At 69.2% G+C, this 20,437-nt stretch carries 15 protein-coding genes, 2 pseudogenes and 1 riboswitch; of the genes and pseudogenes, 9 read left to right on the forward strand and 8 right to left on the reverse strand.

Going from position 1 to position 20,437, the window contains the following annotated elements:
• Window positions 1-24: 24 nt before the first annotated feature.
• The 3 genes and pseudogenes from LDO26_RS15235 to zapE (LDO26_RS18335) form a co-directional block, all read left to right on the forward strand.
• Window positions 25-693, forward strand: a complete 669-nt coding sequence (locus LDO26_RS15235) for an alpha/beta hydrolase (protein WP_232131948.1) — start codon at window positions 25-27, stop codon at window positions 691-693.
• Window positions 694-790: 97 nt separating this feature from the next.
• Window positions 791-1,048, forward strand: a pseudogene (zapE, locus tag LDO26_RS18330) (AFG1/ZapE family ATPase); the annotation flags it as partial.
• Between the two features lie 282 nt (window positions 1,049-1,330).
• Window positions 1,331-2,164: pseudogene (gene zapE / locus LDO26_RS18335) on the forward strand (cell division protein ZapE); the annotation flags it as partial.
• A 72-nt stretch (window positions 2,165-2,236) separates the two neighbouring features.
• Here the strand turns inward: zapE (LDO26_RS18335) and LDO26_RS15245 are convergent.
• A complete protein-coding gene (locus LDO26_RS15245) occupies window positions 2,237-2,737 on the reverse strand; it encodes a hypothetical protein (RefSeq protein ID WP_232131950.1) in 501 nt (166 codons plus the stop codon).
• A gap of 39 nt (window positions 2,738-2,776) precedes the next feature.
• Window positions 2,777-5,680, reverse strand: coding sequence for a TonB-dependent receptor domain-containing protein (locus LDO26_RS15250; protein ID WP_232131951.1), 2,904 nt, complete (start codon window positions 5,678-5,680; stop codon window positions 2,777-2,779).
• A 317-nt stretch (window positions 5,681-5,997) separates the two neighbouring features.
• Window positions 5,998-6,156, forward strand: a riboswitch (cobalamin riboswitch).
• A 184-nt stretch (window positions 6,157-6,340) separates the two neighbouring features.
• On the opposite strand from LDO26_RS15250, the gene LDO26_RS15255 reads away from it, so the two are divergent.
• The 4 genes from LDO26_RS15255 to LDO26_RS15270 all read left to right on the forward strand — a co-directional run bounded on the left by LDO26_RS15255 (window position 6,341) and on the right by LDO26_RS15270 (window position 10,973).
• On the forward strand, window positions 6,341-8,854 hold the full coding sequence (locus LDO26_RS15255) for a ribonucleoside-diphosphate reductase subunit alpha (RefSeq protein WP_232131952.1): 2,514 nt from the start codon (window positions 6,341-6,343) through the stop codon (window positions 8,852-8,854).
• 177 nt (window positions 8,855-9,031) lie between these two features.
• On the forward strand, window positions 9,032-10,081 hold the full coding sequence (locus LDO26_RS15260; RefSeq protein WP_232131953.1) for a ribonucleotide-diphosphate reductase subunit beta: 1,050 nt from the start codon (window positions 9,032-9,034) through the stop codon (window positions 10,079-10,081).
• A gap of 102 nt (window positions 10,082-10,183) precedes the next feature.
• A complete protein-coding gene (locus tag LDO26_RS15265; RefSeq protein ID WP_232131954.1) occupies window positions 10,184-10,675 on the forward strand; it encodes a flavodoxin in 492 nt (163 codons plus the stop codon).
• Entirely contained in the window at window positions 10,647-10,973 is a 327-nt protein-coding gene (locus LDO26_RS15270) for a thioredoxin family protein (RefSeq protein ID WP_232131955.1), read from the forward strand. Before LDO26_RS15265 ends, LDO26_RS15270 begins: the two co-directional genes overlap by 29 nt.
• Before the next feature lie 305 nt (window positions 10,974-11,278).
• Here LDO26_RS15270 and LDO26_RS15275 read toward each other — a convergent pair whose 3' ends face one another.
• Window positions 11,279-12,730 carry a bifunctional 2-methylcitrate dehydratase/aconitate hydratase gene (locus LDO26_RS15275; protein WP_232131956.1) on the reverse strand — a complete coding sequence of 484 codons (1,452 nt, stop codon included), beginning with the start codon at window positions 12,728-12,730 and terminating at the stop codon, window positions 11,279-11,281.
• A gap of 323 nt (window positions 12,731-13,053) precedes the next feature.
• Here LDO26_RS15275 and mntR point away from each other — a divergent pair, with 323 nt between their 5' ends.
• Together mntR and LDO26_RS15285 are read left to right on the forward strand one after the other, a co-directional pair.
• Window positions 13,054-13,521 carry a manganese-binding transcriptional regulator MntR gene (gene mntR, locus LDO26_RS15280; RefSeq protein WP_232131957.1) on the forward strand — a complete coding sequence of 156 codons (468 nt, stop codon included), beginning with the start codon at window positions 13,054-13,056 and terminating at the stop codon, window positions 13,519-13,521.
• On the forward strand, window positions 13,521-14,273 hold the full coding sequence (locus LDO26_RS15285) for a hypothetical protein (RefSeq protein ID WP_232131958.1): 753 nt from the start codon (window positions 13,521-13,523) through the stop codon (window positions 14,271-14,273). Before mntR ends, LDO26_RS15285 begins: the two co-directional genes overlap by 1 nt.
• A 123-nt stretch (window positions 14,274-14,396) precedes the next feature.
• Here LDO26_RS15285 and mmsB read toward each other — a convergent pair whose 3' ends face one another.
• The 5 genes from mmsB to LDO26_RS15310 all read right to left on the reverse strand — a co-directional run bounded on the left by mmsB (window position 14,397) and on the right by LDO26_RS15310 (window position 20,359).
• Window positions 14,397-15,287 (reverse strand): 3-hydroxyisobutyrate dehydrogenase, encoded by an 891-nt coding sequence (gene mmsB / locus LDO26_RS15290; protein ID WP_232131959.1) that lies wholly within the window; start codon window positions 15,285-15,287, stop codon window positions 14,397-14,399.
• 420 nt (window positions 15,288-15,707) lie between these two features.
• Window positions 15,708-16,877, reverse strand: a complete 1,170-nt coding sequence (locus tag LDO26_RS15295; protein ID WP_232131960.1) for an enoyl-CoA hydratase/isomerase family protein — start codon at window positions 16,875-16,877, stop codon at window positions 15,708-15,710.
• Complete coding sequence (locus tag LDO26_RS15300; RefSeq protein WP_232131961.1) at window positions 16,874-17,671, reverse strand: enoyl-CoA hydratase; 798 nt, start codon at window positions 17,669-17,671, stop codon at window positions 16,874-16,876. The genes LDO26_RS15295 and LDO26_RS15300 overlap by 4 nt, the downstream gene beginning before the upstream one ends.
• Window positions 17,668-18,837, reverse strand: coding sequence for an acyl-CoA dehydrogenase family protein (locus LDO26_RS15305; RefSeq protein WP_435594106.1), 1,170 nt, complete (start codon window positions 18,835-18,837; stop codon window positions 17,668-17,670). The genes LDO26_RS15300 and LDO26_RS15305 overlap by 4 nt, the downstream gene beginning before the upstream one ends.
• Window positions 18,838-18,856: 19 nt before the next feature.
• Complete coding sequence (locus tag LDO26_RS15310; RefSeq protein ID WP_232131963.1) at window positions 18,857-20,359, reverse strand: CoA-acylating methylmalonate-semialdehyde dehydrogenase; 1,503 nt, start codon at window positions 20,357-20,359, stop codon at window positions 18,857-18,859.
• Window positions 20,360-20,437: the final 78 nt, after the last annotated feature.

The raw sequence follows: 20,437 nt of genomic DNA on the forward strand, positions 1-20,437 counted from the left end.
CGGCGCACCGCTTATCATCGGTGCATGGATGTCCCCACCTTCCCCACCGTATCCGGGCCGCTGACGCTGCCCGGCCCCGGCGGCGCCCTCGAAGCCGCCGTCGATCTGCCCGAGGCCGACGTGCCGGCGCTGCCGCTGGTCGCGGTGGTCTGCCACCCGCTGCCGACCGAGGGCGGGACCATGCACAACAAGGTCGTGACGATGGTCGCGCGCGCGCTGCGCGAACTCGGCGCGACCACGGTGCGCTTCAACTTCCGCGGCACCGGCGCGTCGGACGGCGTGTTCGACCACGGCATCGGCGAGATCGACGACGTGGCCGCGGTGGTCGGCTGGGTGCGGGCGCAGCGCCCGGGCGACCGGCTGTGGCTGGCGGGTTTCAGCTTCGGCGCCTACGTGACGCTGCGCGCGGCCGATGCGCTCAAGCCCGACCTGCTGATCTCGATCGCGCCGCCGGCCGGACGCTGGGACTTCGACCGCATCGTGCTGCCGACCTGCCCGTGGCTGGTGATCCAGGGCGAGGCCGACGAGATCGTCGACCCCGAGGCGGTCTACCGCTGGCTCGAGGACAGCGGTGCGCAGGCCGAGCTGGTGCGCATGCCCGACACCAGCCACTTCTTCCACCGCAAGCTGATGGACCTGCGCGGCGCGGTCAAGAACGGCGTACGCGCCTACCTGCCGGATCCGGCCGCCTGATGCGCGGCGGTCACGGGACCCCGGCGACGGCCGGCGCATCCGCGCGTGCGCGGCACTCGTCCGATGCCGGCATCGGCGTCGGTGGGGACAGGCGGCGATGAGCGCGTGGCCGCTGCCGTCGCAGCGCTATGCCGACGGCGTCGCCCGCGGCGACTGGCAGGACGATCCGGCGCAGCATCCCGCGCTGGCCGAACTCGACCGCCTGCACCGTGCGCTGACCACGCCGCCGCCCAGGCGCGGCATGCTCGGCCGGCTGCTGGGCGCGGACCCTGCCGAGGCGATCCCCGGGCTGTACCTGTGGGGCGGCGTCGGGCGCGGCAAGACCTTCATGATCGACCTGTTCCACGACGGTTTGCCCCTCGAAGTACTCCGGGCCGAAGGCCCGACCGAGGCCCCTCTCCCATCGCATGGGAGAGGGGGGGACCGTTCGCAAGGCGAACGGTGGGGTGAGGGCGAACCGACTGCAGAGCCTGCCCTCATCCGCCCTTCGGGCACCTTCCACCCCGAGGGCGCCCAGTCCCGCCATGCGGGAGAAGGAACAGAGCCGCGGCATACCGGGTGGGGTGAGGGCGAACCGGCTGCAAAACCTGCCCCCATTCGCCGTCCGGGCATCGCCCCCCCCGACCCGAAGCTCGGCCGCAAGCGCCGTACCCATTTCCACCGCTTCATGCGCGAGGTCCACGAGGCGCTGCGCGCACATGCCGGCGAACGCGATCCGCTGGCGGCGATCGTGCGCGGCTGGCGCGAGGCGCGGCTGCGGGTGCTGGTGCTCGACGAGTTCTTCGTCAGCGACATCGGCGACGCGATGCTGCTGGCACGGCTGCTCGAGCGCATGTTCGCCGAGGGCATCGTGCTGGTGACCACGTCCAATGCCGCACCGCAGGACCTGTACCGGGACGGGCTGCAGCGCGCGCGCTTCCTGCCGGCGATCGCGCTGATCGAGCGCCACTGCCACGTGCTCTACCTGGAAAGCGACACCGACTACCGCCTGCGCGCGCTGACCCGCTCGCCGGTCTACCGCAGCCCGCTCGACGCGCAGTCCGATCCCTGGCTGGACACGCGCTGGCACGAGCTCGGCGGCGACGACGCGCACCGCGACGCCGGCATCGAGGTCGACGGCCGCCGCATCCCGGTGCGGGCGCGCTGCACCGGCATGGTCTGGTTCGATTTCGACGCCCTGTGCGAGGGCCCGCGCGGTGCCAGCGACTACATCCACATCGCAACCGAGTTCCATACCGTGCTGGTCGGCGGCGTGCCGGTCATGGACGGCCACCGCGACGATGCCGCGCGCCGCTTCGTGACCCTGATCGACGAGCTCTACGACCGCAGCGTCAACCTGGTCTGCACCGCCGACGCCGAACCGCCACTGCTCTACGCCGGCGAACGCCTGGCCGGCGCGTTCGAGCGCACCGCCTCGCGCCTGATCGAGATGCGCAGCGCCGAGTACCTGCTGCGCGAACACCGCGGTTGACGGCCGCGGGCGTCGATCCCCTTGCAATGGCAAGGCCGGACGCTTCCGCGCCGGCCCGCCCGCACCTGTGGTCTACCTGACGATCCTGCCGTCGATGATCGGGTAGTACACCGATGGCGTTTCCTCGGTGATGTCCACCTCGACCAGGCTGGTATCGGCATGGTTGACGGTCAGTTCCCAGCGCCGCTTCTCGCCGGCGACGTATGCCTCGATGTCGGGGAACAGCCTCTGGATCAACTCGCCGCGGGAGATGCCCAGCGACCGCGGCTCGGCCGGCGACACGTTGACGATGGCGAAGTCGTAGTCGCCATTGAACTGGTGGCTGCTGAGCACGTACACGGTGCTGCTGAGGGTGACGCCCGCCTCGATCTGCGCGTCCATGATCGGCCGGTGCCACTGCTTGTACAGCGCCAGCCATTCGTCGTGCTTGCCCGGCGGCACCTTGTAGTAGCCGATGCCCACGCGTGGCTTGTCGGGCAGCTGGCGGCCCGCCAGTGCCTGTGCCGCGGCGGTCTGGATGCCCAGGACCAGCAGGCCGAAGCCGACGATGGCGCCGAGGAGTTTCTTGTTCATGGAATGTGTCCTTCGTGTTTGCGGTGGATGTGGCGGGAATCAGAGCTTCACGGTGACGCCGACGAAGAACTGGCGCCCGTAGATGTCGTAGGTGCTGTTGTGGGTGGCGCCCGGCGTGCCGCCGACCTGCGGCGGCGCCTTGTCGAGCAGGTTGTTGATGCCGGCGCGGAACGAGAACGTCTCGTCCAGCCTCCAGCTGCCGAACAGGTCGAAGTAGCTGAAGGACGGCACCGAGGGCGTGGTCGAGGCGGGATTGAGCACCTTGGACGAATGCTCCATCGCGCCGAGGTAGCGCCAGCGCAGGCCGATGCTCCCGGGCCCCTGCGCGTAGCGCACCGTCGATGTCGCCTTCCAGGTCGGCAGCGTGCCCACGGTGCCGGCGTAGTCGTAGACCGGGCCGCCGCTGACCGACTGGGTCTCGTAGCGGTCGACCCAGCTCAGCACCGAGCCCGCGCTGAGCCGCCCCGCGTTGCCGAGCTCGCGCTGCCAGTCCAGCTGGACGTCGACGCCACTGGTGCGCAGGCTGCCCATGTTGAACGTGGGCTTGTCGATGTTGTCGATGCGGCCGGTGTCGGCGTTGCGCGCGATCTGCGCGCAATAGAAGTTGTCCACCGAGTAGTCCGGATTGGAGCCGTCCTGGTTGAAGCAGGCGGCGAGCACCTGGGCCGAGGTCAGGGTGCCGATCACGTCCTCGACCTTGATGTCGAACCAGTCGGCCGCCAGCGAGAACCCGGTGTCCTCCGGCGTCCAGACCACGCCGACGGTGTAGGTGTCCGCGCGCTCCGGCGACAGGCCGGTATTGCCCGCACGGGTCGCCAGCGATTCGCGCTGGGTGTCGATGTAGCTGTCGAGCAGCGCCGCCGGCACGCCGTGCGCCAGGCACAGGGCCTCCACCGCGGCGGCATTGGCGCCGCTGCGCAACGGGCTGCCGGCCTCGCACTGGTCGCCCTGTCCATTGGCGACCAGGCCGTAACTGTTGGATTCGGTTTCCGCGGCCACGTACAGCTCGCCCACGCTGGGCGCGCGGACCGCACGCTGGTAGCCGCCGCGCAGGCGCAGGCCCGGCGTCAGCGCCCAGTTGAAGTCCAGCTTGTAGGTATCCACGCCGCCGGAGACGTCGTAGTCCGAGTAGCGGTAGCCCAGCCCGAGGTCCAGCGCATGGGCCAGCGGCCTGTCGTAGAGCAGCGGCACCAGTGCCTCGACGTAGGCCTCGCGCACGCTGGTGCTGCCCGAGCTCGGTCCCCTGGCCGGCACGCCGACGATGCCGCCCTGCCGCAGCAACCGGTCCGGCAGGAACTCGTAGCTGTTCCGGCGCCATCCCAGCCCCGCCGCGAAACGGACCTCGCCCGCGGGCAGGTCGAACAGGCCGCCCTGCAGGTTGGCTTCCAGCACCTCCTGGTCGAAGCGCGTGCTGCTCGCCGTGGCCGCGACCAGGTAGTCGCGGCATTCGGGCGACAGCACCGTCAACCCGAACGGGTTGTAGCCGCCCGCGCACAGGCCGGCGCCGCCGTCGGCCGCCCGGACCAGCGCATCGAGCGCATCGATGACCACCGCCCCGTTGTTGACCTCGTTGACCTGGGTGCTGCCCTTGCTGGCGTACACGTCCCATGTGCCGTTGATGGCGTCGAGCCCGCCCTTCACGCCGACCAGGAACTGCCAGGTGTCGAAATCGCGCTCGAAGGTGCGCGGACCGGCTTCCTGGAAGCGCTTGTGCAGGCGGAAGTCCGCGTCCGGGTCCTGGCGGGAGGCGAGGATGGCGCGCAGGTCGTCCGGGATGAACGGGTTGTCCACGGGCACGTTGATGCCGGTGTTGCCGGCCTCGGCGGCGACGTAGCTGCTCAGGCTCGACCACAGGAACTGGCCATAGGCCTGCACGTCGTCGCTGACGGCGAAAGTGACGCGGCCGAACGCCGAATGCCGCTCCAGCGGCACCTGGAGCAGCGAGAACTGGTTGAGGTTGTTCAGCTGGGTGCCGGTGTCGTTCAACTGCCCGTCGGGCCCGCGCCAGTTGAACGGCCCCTTGTTGGCGGCGAACAGGGTGCCGTCGTCGTTGAAGCCCAGGTACGTGGTCGGCGTCACCGGGACGCGTCCGGGCGCGGCGCCGTATCCGGCGAACACGGCGTCCACCGCCGCCTGCGTCGGCAGGTTGGCGCCGAACTCGTAGGTGCCGGTCTGGATGCGGAAGTCGGTACCGCCGGGATGGCGGCGGAAGAAGGCGCGGGACATGAAGTCCACGCCCTCGCGCTCGGTCCACGACAGCGACAGCACCGCGTTGCCGCGGCCGTCGGCGAAGTTGCCGCCGAAGGTCAGGGCGACGTCGGTGGTGTCGCCGTCGCCCGCGCCGTACTGCGAGAACTGCGTGTCCAGCTGCACGCCCTCGAAGCGGTCGTCGAGCCGGATGTTGACCACGCCGGCGATCGCGTCCGACCCGTAGGCGGCCGACGCGCCGCCGGAGATGATCTCGACGCCGGAGATCAGCGCGGTGGGAATGCTGTTGACGTCGATCACGTTGTCGGTCGTCGCCGGCTGCAGGCGGCGGCCATCCAGCAGCACCAGGTTGCGCTGCGCGCCGAGGCCGCGCAGGTTCAGCGTCGCCTGGCCGGTACCGCCCCAGCCCGCGTTGGTCTTGTTCGCGCCCAGCCCCAGCTGCGGCAGCTGGTTCAGCGCCTCTTCGATGGTCGCCGCACCGGTCTCTTCGATGGCCTCCCCCGTCACCGTGGTCAGCGGACTGCTGCTCACGTAGTCGGCCCGCGCGATGCGCGATCCGGTCACGCTGACCGTATCGAGCTGGGCGGCCTGGGTCGCGGCCGCCTGCGGGGACGCCTCCGGTTCCGTTTCGGCCAGTGCGGCGAGCGACGCGCCGGCCAGCAGCGGGGCGATCGAGAGGGACAGCGCGGTGCGGCGCAGGCGGCCGCGACGCGCGGCATGCAGCGGGATGGACATGCGGATTCCTGCCAAGGGAGTGGGAGCATCGACCGCCCCGGCGCCTTCCCCGCGCCGGTGCGTCACGTGCAGAGGACTCTAGGCAGCTGCCATTCATCCGTCTATGCGGATAGATGTGTTTTGTTATGCCGATTCGTGACGGGCACATGCCTGAACCGCATATCCACGGCGCCGCGCGGAAGCCGCGATGGCGCTTGCCTGGCGCACCCGGATGTGCCTGTCCGGCGCCCGCGGGCGGGCTTGACAGCGGCCGAACGCATTCAGATCGCGCCTGGCGCCAGGACACCAGATTTAGCGTTGACGCGCCCGCCCCACCCCACTATCTTGGGCCGGTCGGTTCCGCGGACCCCAAGTCCAGCGGATTAAAACGGGAAGACGGTGACGCCCCATCAAGGCCATTCCGGCACTGCCCCGCAGCGGTAATTGGACGCCCCGCGCCCATGAGTCCGAAGACCTGCCGACAACCGCGCGAAGCACGACGCGCGGTGCCGGCTGCAGGACCTCCGGGGGGAGAGGGTCGGTGAAGCGGGATCGCGGCCACATGCTCCGGCACCGTGGTCGCGGCCCTTGCGACACCGGCTTTTCATCCTGAAGCCCGGTCCGACAGCCACCGGACCCTGCGCGGGCAGGCCGGCCGTGTGCGCCACGCATGGAGGACGAATGACCAGCCACGACACCCTCGCGACCGCACCGGCGGCCACCGACAGCGCCACCCCGACCGATACACTCCGAACGACGACCGCCCCCGCCGCCCCACCCGCCGCGGCCGCGCCCCTTTCCGACCAGGACGACGCCATCCCGTCGCCCCCACTAGCCAGTGCAATGCCGACCACGACCGTACCCGACACCAGCGACGTCTCCACCTGGATCACTAAGGAAGCCGGCAACCGCCGGATCCCCTACGACCGCGCGCGCCTGGAGCGCAGCATCGACCGCGTGCACGCCGAGTTCCCGCACCTGGACATCGCCGACTACAAGCGCAGCGTGCTGGGCTTCGTCGAGCGCAAGGACGCGGTCAACGCCGACGACCTGGTCGACCACCTGATCCGCGAGGCCGAGGCGCGCGTGGACGTGACCGCGCCGGACTGGGAGCACTTCGCCGCCCGCCTGTACCTGCATCGCCTGTACAAGCGCGCCAGCCGCAACCGCTTCTACGACGCCGAGCAGAAGTACGGCTCCTACGTCGGCCTGCAGGAAAGCCTGGCCGACCGCAACGTCTACTCCAACGACATCCTCAAGAGCTACTCCAAGGAGGAGCTGATCGAGGCCGGGAAGATGATCGACCCGGAATGCGACAAGCTCTTCGCCTACAACGGCCTGTACCTGCTGGCCACGCGCTACCTGGCCACCGACACCTCGCGCGCGGTCTACGAGCTGCCGCAGGAGCGCTGGCTGACCATCGCGCTGTACCTGATGCAGAACGAGGGCGGCGCCGGCAAGGGCGGCCGCGAGCGCCGCATGCAGCTGGTCGGCGAGGCCTACTGGGCGCTGTCGAACCTGTACATGACCGTGGCCACGCCGACGCTGCAGAACGCCGGCAAGGTCGGCGGCCAGCTGTCGTCGTGCTTCATCGACACCGTCGACGATTCGCTGCAGGGCATCTACGACTCCAATACCGACATCGCGCGCGTGTCCAAGGGCGGCGGCGGCGTCGGCGCCTACCTGGGCTACGTGCGCAGTTCCGGCTCGTCGATCCGCGGCGTGCCCAATTCCTCGGGCGGCGTGGTGCCGTGGATCAAGCAGCTCAACAACACCGCCGTGTCGGTGGACCAGCTCGGCCAGCGCAAGGGCGCGGTCGCGGTCTACCTGGACGTGTGGCACCGCGACATCGAGGCGTTCCTGGACCTGCGCCTGAACAACGGCGACCAGCGCCTGCGCGCGCACGACGTGTTCACCTCGGTGTGCATCCCCGACATCTTCATGGAGGCGGTCGAGCGCCGCGGCGACTGGTACCTGTTCGACCCGCACGAGGTGCACCGGATCAAGGGCTGGTACCTGCAGGATTTCTTCGACGAGAAGAAGGGCGACCCGAACGGCAGCTTCCGCCGCAAGTACGAGGAAGTCGTGGCCGACGAGCGCATCTCGCGCAAGACGATCAAGGCCATCGACATCTTCAAGCGGATCATGGTCAGCCAGCTGGAGACCGGCAACCCGTTCATGTTCTACCGCGACGAAGTGAACCGGAAGAACCCGAACAAGCACGCCGGCCGGATCTATTCCAGCAACCTGTGCACCGAGATCCTGCAGAACATGAGTCCGACGCGGATGATGCAGGAGATCATCTCCGGCAACCAGATCGTGACTACCAAGCAGGCCGGCGACTTCGTCGTCTGCAACCTGTCGTCGGTCAACCTCGGCCGCGCCATCGTGCCGCAGGCCGGGCAGAGCGATCTGATCACCGACGTGCTGGAGCGGCTGATCCCGATCCAGGTGCGCATGCTCGACAACGTCATCGACCTCAACCAGCTGCCGGTGCCGCAGGCCACGATCACCAACCAGAAGTACCGGGCCATCGGCCTGGGCACCTTCGGCTGGCATCACCTGCTGGCGCAGAAGGGCATCCACTGGAACACGAAGGAAGCCGAGGACTACAGCGACGAACTCTACGAGCGCATCAACTACCTGACCGTGCAGGCGAGCATGCAGCTGGCCAAGGAGAAGGGCGCCTACAGCGCGTTCCAGGGCAGCGACTGGCACAACGGCGAGTATTTCCGCGCCCGCGACTACAACAGCCCGCAGTGGCTGGACCTGGCCGCGCAGGTCGGCGTCAACGGCGTGCGCAACGGCTGGCTGATGGCGGTCGCGCCGAACATGTCGACCGCGCAGATCGCAGGCTCCACCGCATCGATCGACCCGATCTACTCCGCGTTCTACTACGAGGAGAAGAAGGACTTCCGCCGCCCGGTCGCCGCGCCCGGCCTGAACCTCGAGACCTGGCCCTACTACGAGAAGGGCGCCTACCACGTCGACCAGTTCGCCAGCGTGCGCCAGAACGCGCGCCGCCAGCGCCACGTCGACCAGGCGATCAGCTTCAACTTCTACGTGCCCAGCACCATCCGCGCCAGCACCCTTCTGGAGCTGCACATGACCGCATGGCGCGAAGGCATGAAGACCACCTACTACGTGCGCTCCAACGACATCGACATCGCGGAATGCGAGTGGTGTTCGAGCTGATCGAGCATGCCGCGGCCCGCCCCCTTCTCCCCTAGGGAGAAGATGCCCCGAAGGGGCGGATGAGGGCGCTTTCAGGTCGTTCGACCGCCTGCCCTCACCCCAACCCCTCTCACCCGTGAAGGGCGCAATGCCCGCACGCGGGAGAGGGGATCAAGACCGACTCACGAGACTCCACACATGGCCGTCACCTCCACCCCGCTCGACCGCATCAAGATCCTCGAGCCGCGCCACCCCAACCGCTCGACCGGCATCATCAACGGCACCACCAGCGGCATCCTCAACTGGAACGACATCCCGTACCCGTCGTTCTACCGCGCCTACAAGGAACTCTCGACCAACTTCTGGATCCCGGACGAGGTCGACATGAAGGGCGACGCCAAGCAGTACGGCGAGCTCTCGGCGCGCGAGAAGAACGCCTACGACTCGATCATCGGCCTGCTGGCCACGCTGGACTCGCCGCAGACGCGCTTCATCTACAACGTCGCCGAGTACATCACCGACCCGGCCGCGCACGCCAACGCCGCGATCATCGGCCAGCAGGAAGTGATCCACAACGAGAGCTACAGCTACGTGCTGGCCTCGATCACCGACCTGCAGAACCAGAACCGCGTGTTCGAGATCGCGCGCACGCACCCGACGATCATCGCGCGCAACGCGCCGATCATGGAATCGTACGACGACTTCATGCGCGAGAAGACCGCCGAGACCCTGCTGCGCTCGCTGATCCAGTCCTCGATCCTGGAGGGCATCAACTTCTATTCCGGCTTCGCCTACTTCTACAACCTGGTGCGCCAGAACCGGATGACCGGCACCGGCAAGATCATCAGCTTCATCAACCGCGACGAACTGGCCCACACCAAGTTCATCAGCGAGGTGATCCGCGCCATCGTCGGTGAGAACCCCGAGCTGCAGACCGACGAGCTCACCGACTACGTGCACAAGGCGTTCTCGCACGCGATCGACCTGGAGACCCAGTGGACCGGCGAGGTGCTCGACGGCATCGACGGCATCGACGTCGACGAGATGATCCGCTACGTGAAGTACCGCGCCAACAAGATGTCCGGCATGCTCGGCATCGACAAGCTGTACTCGGAGACCACCGACAACGTCATGCCGTGGATCAAGGCCTACGCCGACAACTTCACCGAGACCAAGACCGACTTCTTCGAGATGCGCAATGCGTCGTACAAGAAGACCAACTCGGACAACGGCTTCGACGATTTGTGAGGGCCGGGATCGGGGATTAGGGATTGGGGATTCGGAAAGGCATCCGATCCCGCGAGCGCCGCTCTTCCGAATCCCGATTTCCCAATCCCGAATCCCGCCCCCATGCGCATCCTCATCGCCTTCACCTCGCTCAGCGGCAACACCCGCGACGTGGCGCGGATGGTGCGGGCGCGCTGCGAGGCGCTGGGGCATGCGGTGACCTGGGTCGAGACCGACATCCAGACACTGGCCGATGTCACCGACCGGCCGCAGCATGACCTCTACCTGCTGGGCAGTTGGACCGACAACGCGGGCCGCACGCCGGCGGAGATGAAGCGCTTCATCGCCGAGCTGGTGGACGCGGTCGGCAAGCCGCAGCGGCTGGCGGTGTTCGGCACCGGCGAGACACAGTGGGGCGAGGAATACTATTGCGGTGCGGTGCGGCGCATCGCTACGTTCTTCGGCACCCGCTACCCGCGGCTGGAGATCGAACAGATGCCGCACGGCGAACGCGATGCCCGCAAGATCGAACGCTGGACCGACCACGTCCTGACCTGTACCGACCACATCGACAAGAACACGCCCCATGCAGACCCTGCACGCCTCGACCCCTGACGACTACGCCGCCGCGCTGGCCGCGCATCCGCGCCTGCTGGTGGACTACTACAAGGACAACTGCCCCGGCTGCAAGATGCTGGAGATGTCGCTGCAGAAATTCGCCGCAACGCCCGACGCCGACGGCATCGCGCTGCTGAAGGTGAAGATGGAAGTGGTCGGCGAGGACTTCTTCCGCGATCTCGGCCTGCGCCAGACGCCGACGCTGTCGCTGTTCAAGGACGGCGCCGAGGCCGCGCGCCTGCCGGGCTTCCAGTCGCCGCCGCAGGTGGCGCAGGCGGTCAGCCGGCACCTGTAGGCGGCGCCTGCAACCCGGCGGCACCGCGGGTGGCGTACTCAGAGGTTGAGCGTCAATCGAACGCCGTCGCGAGGCCGTCGCCGGGCGTCCGTGGCAAGGCGCGATGGACGGAAACCAAGGGCGTTTGGCGCGCCAGATGACCGCAGAGCGTAGGTCGGGGCAACGCCCCCGACACCTCGTGAATCCGGACATCGCGCACGTCGGCCGCGTGGGCCGACCTACGGGGGATGAGGGCGACGATCCGCGGCCGCCACCACGGGCGTTCGGCGGCGGTCGCAATAAACGGGCGAAAGACGCTCAGCCTCTCAGACGACATAGAGATCCGCGTATTCGTTGACCGGCATCGCCTCCAGCCGGCCCTGGTCCAGCGAGACGTCAAGGATCCGCGCCTGTTTTTCGGGCGTGAGCTGGCGCGCGAGGTTGGTGCGGAACTTGGCTTCCAGCAGCGGGATGCCCTCGGCGCGGCGGCGGGCATGGCCGAGCGGGTATTCGACGACCACTTCGTCCAGTGCGCTGCCGTCGTCGAACTCGACCAGCAGCGCGTTGGCGATGCTGCGCTTGTCCGGGTCGTGGTAGTCGGCGGTGAACTGCGGGTCCTCGACGCAATCGATCCTCGCGCGCAGGGCGTCGATGCGCGGGTCGCGGGCCACGTCGTCCTCGTAGTCGGCCGCGGTCAGGCCGCCGCTGAGGATCGCCACCGCGACCATGTACTGGATGCAGTGGTCGCGGTCGGCCGGATTGTCCAGGGGCCCCTGCTTGTCGATGATGCGGATGCAGGCCTGCTGGGTGCGGATGCGGATGTGGCGGATCTCCGAAGGCTGGCGGCCGGCCTGCCGCAGCAGGCGGTGCACGGTGACCGCGGCCTCGACCGCGGTCTGGCCGTGGAACTCGGCCGGGAAGCTGATCTTGAACAGGATGTTCTCCATCACGTAGCTGCCGTAGCCGCGCTGGAAGCGGAACGGCTGGCCGCCGAAGGACACGTCGTAGAAGCCCCAGACCGGCGCGGTCAGCGCGCCCGGACAGCCCATCTCGCCGGTGCGGGCGATCAACGCCAGCCGCACCGCGCGGCTGGTGGCATCGCCCGCCGCCCAGCTCTTGCGCGAGCCGGTGTTGGGCGCGTGCCGGTAGGTGCGCAGCGCCTGGCCGTCGACCCAGGCCTGCGACACCGCCGCCAGCATCTGCGCGCGCGGCAGCGCCAGCAGGCCGGCGACCACCGCGGTCGAGGCGACCTTGACCAGCACTACGTGATCGAGGCCGACGCGGTTGAAGCTGTTCTCCAGCGCGATGCAGCCCTGGATCTCGTGCGCCTTGATCATCGCCGTCAGCACCGCACGCATCGTCAGCGGCGGTTTGCCGGCGGCGACGTTGCCGCGGCTGATCCAGTCGGCGACGGCGAGGATGCCGCCGAGGTTGTCGGACGGGTGGCCCCATTCGGCCGCCAGCCAGGTGTCGTTGAAGTCCAGCCAGCGCACCATCGCGCCGATGTCGAACGCGGCCTGCACCGGGTCCAGCTGGTACGGCGTGCCGGGCACGCGCGCGCCATCGGGCACCACGGTACCGGGCACCAGCGGGCCCAGCAGCTTGGTGCACGCGGGATACGACAGCGCCTCCAGGCCGCAGCCGAGGGTGTCGATGAGACAGTTGCGCGCGGTCTCGAACGCAAGCTCCGACGTCACCTCGAAGCCTTGCACGTAGTCGACGATGTCGACGATGACCTGGTCCCAGTCGGGACGCACATTGCTGACGGGTGCGGACATCTCTGGCCTCGGCGCTGGACGGATTGCGGCTGCCGGCCGGCGACCGGGCGCGGTCCCTGCCGGGGGATCGATGTTGCCGCGCCGCGCCGTCAGTGCGCGTGAAGGCGGCGTGGAGACAGTCGCGGCGGACGCCTGCGCGGGAGATGCGCCGACGCCGGGATGCGGCGGCACCCCGGGGAACACGCGCCGGCCGATCGCGACCGGGACGGGACAGCCCGCCTGCCGGAAATCAATGGCCTGAAGCGCACGGGCGCAGGCGCCGCTGCGCGACGGCCGCCGATTCGCGACAATGCCGTTCCAGCCGATCCGGAAGCGTGAACCGAATGTCGAAGACGTCGCCAGCGGGCGGACGCAAGCCCCGGCCGCCGGCACTGGTCGAGGCCAAGGTCCAGGTCGAGAGCTTCCGCCAGGTCCGCGAGGCGCACCGCTCGGAGCTGATCGAGGACTACGTGGAGCTGATCTCCGACCTGATCGCCGACGGCGGCGAGGCCCGCCAGGTCGACATCGCCGCGCGCCTGGGCGTCGCCCAGCCGACCGTGGCCAAGATGCTCAAGCGACTGGTCCGCGACGGCCTGGCGGTGCAGCGCCCCTATCGCGGCGTGTTCCTGACCGATGCCGGCGAGGCGCTGGCCGCGGCCAGCCGCGAGCGCCACCGGACCGTCGAGGCATTCCTGGTCGCGCTCGGCGTACCGGAGGACATCGCCCGCCGCGATTCGGAGGGCATCGAGCACCACGTCAGCCCAGAAACCCTGGCGATCTTCGCCGAGTACACGCGCAAGGCGCGGCGGTGATGCGGGTCATGGCGCGGCGGCGGTGCGGGATGCGGGCGTCCGGTGGCGGCAAGCAGGCCGCGTGCTGCATGCGGGACGACCGGGTGGCCCGGCCGCACGGATGGAAACGGCAAGACGCAGTGCTGGGCATCTGCCTGCTGCTGGCCGGCGCAGCCACAAGCGCCAATACCGGCCCGGCCCTGCAGGCGATCACGCTGCTGCCACCCACTGCCGGCGATGCGCCGGTGACCGTCTGGCGGCACGACGATGCGGGCACGTCGCTGCCGCCGACACTCGCCTTCGAGATGGAACTCGCATCGGGCGGGTTCCGGCCCGACGGCGCGACCCTGGTGCTCCAGGGCGGCGAGAACGAGGGCGACGAAGACACGAGCCGTTACCGCGTACAGGTGCAGTTCCATACCCGTATGACGGTCGGGGAAACAGAACGCGTCGCCGTCGCCCTGCCCGGCTGTGTGTCCGGCTGGATCGACGCCACGCCGTCAGGGGCCTCCGCCTTCGTGCTGCCAGTGCCGACACCGGCGCAGGAAACCTGTTATCCGGCGTATCCGCGCGCGCGGATGGAGCAGGCGATCCGCAACGGCGTCGAACCGGGGTTCGAGACGCTGGGCGAATGGGCGATCGCGCTGTGGCGCGAGGACACCAACGCGGCCATGGTCGAGATCGACCGGGTGCACATCCGTATCGACAGCCTCCGCGGCGGTCACTGGCTGCCGCTGACCACGATCGAAGCGCGCATCTTCTCCGGCTGCTGACCGGACTGCCCTTCATGGCGTAGGTCGGGGCCACGCCCCCGACGCCAGGGCGCGCGGCCAAGCCTCGGCGGGCTGCCCCCCGCGACCCCGCAACACCGCGCGCGTCGGCCGCGTGGGGCCGACCTACTGCCTGCGCTGGGTCAGCTTGACCACGCTGGAGAAATCCAGCCCGCCGTTGCCCGCGGTGCTGTTGAGCGCATAGAGGTTGCGCGCCAGCTCGCCCAGCGGCACCGGCACGCCGGTGCCGACCGCGGCCTCGGCGGCCAGGCCCAGGTCCTTGAGCATCAGGTCGTTGCCGAAACCGCCGCTGTAGCCACGCGAGGCCGGCGCGTTCTCCAGCACGCCCGGCCACGGATTGCAGACCTCCGTCGCCCAGCTGCGGCTGGTGCTCACCGCCATCATCTGCGACAGCACCTTCGGGTCCAGCCCGTGGGCGACGCCGAGCGCGATCGCCTCGCCGGTGGCGGCCATGATCACGCCCAGCGCCATGTTGTTGCACAGCTTGGCGACCTGGCCGGCGCCGGCATCGCCCATGTGGAAGATGTTCTTGCCCATGGCCTCGAGCACCGGACGCGCGCGTTCCAGTGCCTCCACGCTGCCGCCGACGATGAAGGTCAGGGTGCCGGCCTGCGCGCCGGCGGTGCCGCCGGACACCGGCGCGTCGATCATCTGCAGCCCGCGCACGGCGGCCGCGGCGGCAACCTTCTGCGCCGAAGCCGGCGCGATCGTGCTGCTGTCGATGACCAGCGCGCCGGCGGGGATCTTCGCCAGCAGGCCGTCCTCGCCAAGATAGACGCCCTCGACGTGGCGGCTGGCCGGCAGCATGGAGATCACCACCTCGGCATCGGTCGCCGCATCGGCGGCGCTGCCGGCGGCGGTAGCACCTGCGGCGACGACCGCGGCCACGGCCTCGGCGCTGAGATCGAAGGCGCGCACGGCATGGCCGGCCTTCGCGAGGTTGGCGGCCATCGGCCCGCCCATGTTGCCCAGACCGATGAAGGCGATGCGACTCATGTGGGTTCTCCGTGATTGATGTGGTTGATCGGGGGATTGCCTCTCCCGCCGGGAGAGAGGAAACAAACCTGCTTGCGCGACGGTGAGGGCGTCCGGCGCTTCACCGCGAAGAGCGCCCTCATCCGCCCCTTCGGGGCACCTTCTCCCGCAAAGCGGGAGAAGGTCAGCTGGCGTGCAACACGGCAATCCTGCTGTGTTGTCTCACCTCGCAACGAGGGAAAAACCTTTCCTGCAACACCTCTCCCACGGTCGGGAGACGGGTCAGCTTTGCTTGCAGCACCTCTCCCGCGAGCGGGAGAGGTCGGCGCGCAACGCACGCCGGGTGAGGGCATTCGGCGAAGAGCTTATCCAGGTCGGCCCTACGCGGCCGACGGGGAATCACCGATTCGCGAAGTGCCGGGGGCGTAGCCCCGACCTACCTCAAGATCCCAGGTCGGCCAGCGGATGCGTGCCACCCGGCCAGGCCGGGGCTTCGAGGAACGTGTTCGCCCATGCCGGTGTCGCCGCGGCCAGCGTCGCCGGTTCCCACTTCGGATTGCGGTCCTTGTCGATCAGCAGCGCGCGGATGCCCTCGGCGAAATCGCCGTGTGCGGCACAGTGCAGCGCGGCGATGTATTCCAGGCGGAACACGTCGGCCAGCGACAGGTCCGCCGCGCGCCGCTGCAGCTCGTAGCCCAGACGTACCGAGCCGGGCGACCCGGCCGCCAGGGTCTTCTGCGCGGCGGACAGCCAGGCATCGTCGCCGGCATCGAGCGTGGCGATCGCCTCGACGATGTCCTCCAGCCGCTCATGCGCACAGATCGCGGCCACGGTCTGCGCATGCAGCTGCAGCGGGCCGACCTCCACCGGCGCCATGAAGCGCGCCAGCAGCGCGCCGAGCCGGGCATGGTTGGCTTTCGCATCGGCGTCCCAGCCTTCGGCCTGCAGCGCGGCGAACACGTCGTCGCGGCTGGCCTCGGGCAGGTGCACGTCCGCGAGACCCGCGTGGATCGCATCGCCCGGCCCCAGCAGCGCGCCGGTCGCGGCGAGGAACAGGCCGGCGCGGTCGGGCACGCGATCGAGCAGCCAGCTGCCGCCCACGTCCGGGAACAGGCCGACGGTGATTTCCGGAAACGCCAGCTTCGAGCGCTCGCTCACCACGCGGTGGCTGGCGCCGGACATCAGCCCGATGCCGCCCCCCATGACGACGCCGTGGCCCCAGCACAGCAGCGGCTTGGCATAGGTGTGGATGCGATAGTCGAGCCGGTACTCCACCTCGAAGAACTCGGCGGCATAGGCGTTCCCCAAGGGCACGCGTCCCCGGCCTCCGGCCTCTGGCCCCGGACCCCTGCTCTCCACCATGCTCCTGTACAGCGACTGCAGGTCGCCGCCGGCGCAGAACGCCTTCTCGCCGGCGCCCTGCAGCACAACCACGGCGATGCCGTCGTCGGCGGCCCACTGCACCAGCTTCTCGTCGAGCAGCCGCGCCATCGCCAGCGACAGGCCGTTGAGGGTCTTCGGGCTGTTGAGGGTGGCGATGCCGATGCGGCGGCCGTCGGCGGCCGCGCGCTCCTCGAACAGCACCACAGATTCGGTAGCAGGCTCGCTCATGCGTTCTTCCACGCCGGCGCGCGCTTTTCCAGGAATGCGTTGACGCCTTCCTTCTGGTCGGCGGTGTCGAACAGGTCGACGAACAGTTCGCGCTCGGCGATCAGCCCGGCGATCGCCGGCTGGCTGCGCGTCGTCTGCACCAGCCGCTTGCAGGCGGCGACGCTGGTGGGCGACTGCTTCGCGGCCTTCGCCGCCCATTCCAGCGCCCTGGCCTTCGCCTCGCCCTTGCCGACCACCTCTTCCACCACGCCGATGCGCAGCGCGGTGGCGGCGTCGATGCGTTCGCCGAGCAGGATCATGCGCTTGGCCCAGCCCTCGCCGGCCAGCCGGGTCAGGTTCTGGGTGCCGCCGGCGCAGGGCAGCAGGCCGACGCTCGCCTCGGGCAGCGCCAGCTGCGCCTGTTCCTCGGCGATGCGCAGGTCGCAGGCCAGCGCGCATTCCAGGCCGCCGCCCATCGCGTAGCCGTTGATCGCGGCGATGCTGACGCCGCGGAATTCAGCCAGCGCCTCGAAGGCCTCGCCGAAGCGACGTGCGGCCTCGCGCGCCAGCGCCTTGTCGCCGGACGCGAACTGCTTGAGGTCGGCGCCCGCGGAGAAGAACTTCTCGCCCTCGCCGGTGATCACCAGCGCGTAGATGTCGCGGTCGCCGTTGAGCGCAGCCACCAGGTCGCGCAACGCGGCGAGGCTGTGCACGGTCCAGGTGTTGGCCGGGGGATTGGACAGCGTGACGACAGCGGTGTGGCCGTCGACATCGAGCTTCAGGCCGGTCCAGTCGCGGGCGCGGTAATCGCTCATCGCAGTTCCTCTTCAGTATTCAGCAGGTGGCGCGCAATGATGACGCGCATGATCTCGTTGGTGCCTTCCAGGATCTGGTGCACGCGGCTGTCGCGCAGCAGGCGCTCGACCGGGTACTCGCGGATGTAGCCGTAGCCGCCGTGCAGCTGCAGCGCATCGTTGCAGATGTCGAAGCCGGCATCGGTGGCGAAGCGCTTGGCCATCGCGCACCACACGGTGGCATCGCTGCTGCCGGCGTCGAGCTTGCGCGCGGCGGTGTGCACCATCTGCCGCGCGGCGACCAGCTGCGTGGCCATGTCGGCCAGCTTGAACTGCAGCGCCTGGAACTCGGCGATCGGCTTGCCGAACTGCCTGCGCTCGCGCATGTAGCCGCGCGCGGCGTCCAGCGCGCCCTGCGCTGCGCCCAGCGAACAGGCGGCGATGTTGATGCGGCCGCCGTCCAGGCCCTTCATCGCGATCCTGAAGCCCTCGCCCTCGCTGCCCAGCAGATGGTCCGCCGGCACGCGCACGCCGGTGAAGCTGATCGTGCGGGTGGGCTGGCTGTTCCAGCCCATCTTCTCTTCCTTCTTGCCGTATTCGATGCCCGGCAGGTCGGACGGCACCGCGAACGCGCTGATGCCGCGTGCGCCGTCGCCGCCGGTGCGGGCCATGACGATCAGCATGTCGGTGGCGCCGGCACCGGAGATGAAGGCCTTGCTGCCGTCGATGACGTAGTCGTCGCCGTCGCGTACCGCGCGGGTCTTCAGCGAGGCGGCATCGGAGCCGGCGCCCGGCTCGGTCAGGCAGTAGGAGCCGAGCTTCGCCCCGCCGGCCATCGCCGCGGCCCACTCGCCGCGCACGCGCGCCCCGGCCCAGCTGGCCAGCATCCACGTCGCCATGTTGTGAATGCTGATGTAGGCGGCGGTGGACGGATCGGCTGCCGACAGTTCCTCGAAGATCAGCGCCGCGTCCAGCCGCGACAGGCCGATGCCGCCGGCGTCCTCGGGCGTGTAGATGCCGCAGAAGCCGAGCTCGCCGGCCTTGGCGATCACGTCCCTCGGGAACAGCCCTTCCGCATCCCAGTGCGCGGCCTGCGGCGCCAGCTCGGCCGCGGCGAAATCGCGCGCGGCCTCGCGGAACGCGGCCTGCTCCTCGGTCAGGCCGAAACCGGCGTCGACGGTGGTCATGGCATCCATTCCGGTCACGTCACTTGAGGCTGATCGTGGTGTTGACGCCGTGGCCGAGCGTCTCGTCGTCGAACCAGCGCGCGGTCACCGTCTTGGTCTGGGTGTAGAACAGCACCACCTGCTTGCCGTACGGGCCGAGGTCGCCGAGCTTGGACGCGCGCGAGCCGGTGAACGAGAACAGCGGCACCGGCACCGGGATCGGCACGTTGATGCCGACCTGACCGACGTCGATCTCCTCCTGGAATTTCCGCGCCGCCGCGCCCGACTGGGTGAACACCGCGGTGCCGTTGCCGTTGGGGTTGCTGTTGATCAGGTCGATCGCCTCGTCCAGGGTTTCGACGTCGAGGATGATCAGCACCGGCCCGAAGATCTCCTCGTCGTAGACCTTCATGCCCGGCTTGACTCCGGAGAAGATGGTCGGGCCGACGAAGTTGCCCTGCTCGAAGCCGGGCACCTGCGGGTTGCGGCCGTCGAGGTCGAGTTTCGCGCCGTCCTGCTCGCCCGCGGCGATCAGCCCTTCGATCCGCGCACGCGCCGCGCAGGAGATCACCGGGCCGACATCGGTGCCCGCCTCGGTCCCGGCGTTGACCTTGAGCGTCTTCGCCTTCTCGACGATCTCCGGGATCCAGTTGCGCGCCTCGCCCACCAGGACCAGGGTGGATGCGGCCATGCAGCGCTGGCCGGCGGCACCGAACGCGGCGCCGGCGATGGCGTTGAGGGTCTGCTCCTTGTTGGCGTCCGGCAGCACCACGGCATGGTTCTTCGCGCCCATCATGCACTGCACGCGCTTGCCGGCCAGGGAGGCGCGGTTGTAGACGTGCGTGCCGACCTTGGTGGAGCCGACGAACGACACCGCCTTGATGTCGGCGTGGTCGCAGATCGCGTTGACCACGTCCGGGCCGCCATGCACCACGTTGAGCACGCCCTTGGGGATGCCCGCCTCCAGCGCCAGCTCGACCAGGCGCATCGTCACCATCGGGTCCTGCTCGGACGGCTTGAGCACGAAGGTATTGCCGGTGGCGATGGCCATCGGGAACATCCACAGCGGGATCATCGCCGGGAAGTTGAACGGGGTGATGCCCGCGCACACGCCCAGCGGCTGCAGCAGGGTGTAGGTGTCGACGCCGTTGGCGACGTTGTTGGCCAGCTCGCCGAGCTGCAGGTTGCCGATCGCGGCGGCGTGCTCGACCACCTCCAGGCCACGGAACACGTCGCCCTCGGCGTCGGGCAGGGTCTTGCCCTGCTCGGCAGTGAGGATCGCGGCGAGCTCGGCCATGTGCTCGCGGATCAGCTGCTGGTACTTGAGGAAGATCCGCGCGCGCGTGCCGATCGGGGTCTTCTTCCAGGTCTTGAACGCCGCCTGCGCGGACGCGACCGCGGCATCGACCTCGGCCGAGGTGGCGAACGGCACCTGCGCCAGCACTTCCTGCGTGGCCGGGTTGACCACGTCGCGCCACTCGCTGGTGGTGGACTGGACGAATTCGCCGTCGATCAGCAGCGGGATGCGGGGGGTGTTCGACATGCCGGAACCTTCATGTGCAGGAAATTGGATTCGCATTATTCGCAAATCCGACGCCCACAACCCGTCAAAAAGGCAGCT

The sequence above is a fragment of the Proluteimonas luteida genome (genome assembly GCF_021191695.1).
In the GTDB taxonomy this organism is placed as follows: Bacteria; Pseudomonadota; Gammaproteobacteria; order Xanthomonadales; family Xanthomonadaceae; genus Luteimonas; species Luteimonas luteida.

Coding starts and splice junctions, on each gene's coding strand:
- LDO26_RS15250 (WP_232131951.1), bottom strand. CDS start 5,680: ATGTCCATCCCGCTGCATGCCGCGCGTCGCGGCCGCCTGCGCCGCACC.
- LDO26_RS15245 (WP_232131950.1), bottom strand. CDS start 2,737: ATGAACAAGAAACTCCTCGGCGCCATCGTCGGCTTCGGCCTGCTGGTC.
- mmsB (WP_232131959.1), bottom strand. CDS start 15,287: ATGAGTCGCATCGCCTTCATCGGTCTGGGCAACATGGGCGGGCCGATG.
- LDO26_RS15310 (WP_232131963.1), bottom strand. CDS start 20,359: ATGTCGAACACCCCCCGCATCCCGCTGCTGATCGACGGCGAATTCGTC.
- LDO26_RS15235 (WP_232131948.1), top strand. CDS start 25: ATGGATGTCCCCACCTTCCCCACCGTATCCGGGCCGCTGACGCTGCCC.
- LDO26_RS15270 (WP_232131955.1), top strand. CDS start 10,647: ATGCAGACCCTGCACGCCTCGACCCCTGACGACTACGCCGCCGCGCTG.
- LDO26_RS15265 (WP_232131954.1), top strand. CDS start 10,184: ATGCGCATCCTCATCGCCTTCACCTCGCTCAGCGGCAACACCCGCGAC.
- LDO26_RS15260 (WP_232131953.1), top strand. CDS start 9,032: ATGGCCGTCACCTCCACCCCGCTCGACCGCATCAAGATCCTCGAGCCG.
- LDO26_RS15275 (WP_232131956.1), bottom strand. CDS start 12,730: ATGTCCGCACCCGTCAGCAATGTGCGTCCCGACTGGGACCAGGTCATC.
- LDO26_RS15295 (WP_232131960.1), bottom strand. CDS start 16,877: ATGAGCGAGCCTGCTACCGAATCTGTGGTGCTGTTCGAGGAGCGCGCG.
- mntR (WP_232131957.1), top strand. CDS start 13,054: ATGTCGAAGACGTCGCCAGCGGGCGGACGCAAGCCCCGGCCGCCGGCA.
- LDO26_RS15285 (WP_232131958.1), top strand. CDS start 13,521: ATGCGGGTCATGGCGCGGCGGCGGTGCGGGATGCGGGCGTCCGGTGGC.
- LDO26_RS15255 (WP_232131952.1), top strand. CDS start 6,341: ATGACCAGCCACGACACCCTCGCGACCGCACCGGCGGCCACCGACAGC.
- LDO26_RS15300 (WP_232131961.1), bottom strand. CDS start 17,671: ATGAGCGATTACCGCGCCCGCGACTGGACCGGCCTGAAGCTCGATGTC.
- LDO26_RS15305 (WP_435594106.1), bottom strand. CDS start 18,837: ATGACCACCGTCGACGCCGGTTTCGGCCTGACCGAGGAGCAGGCCGCG.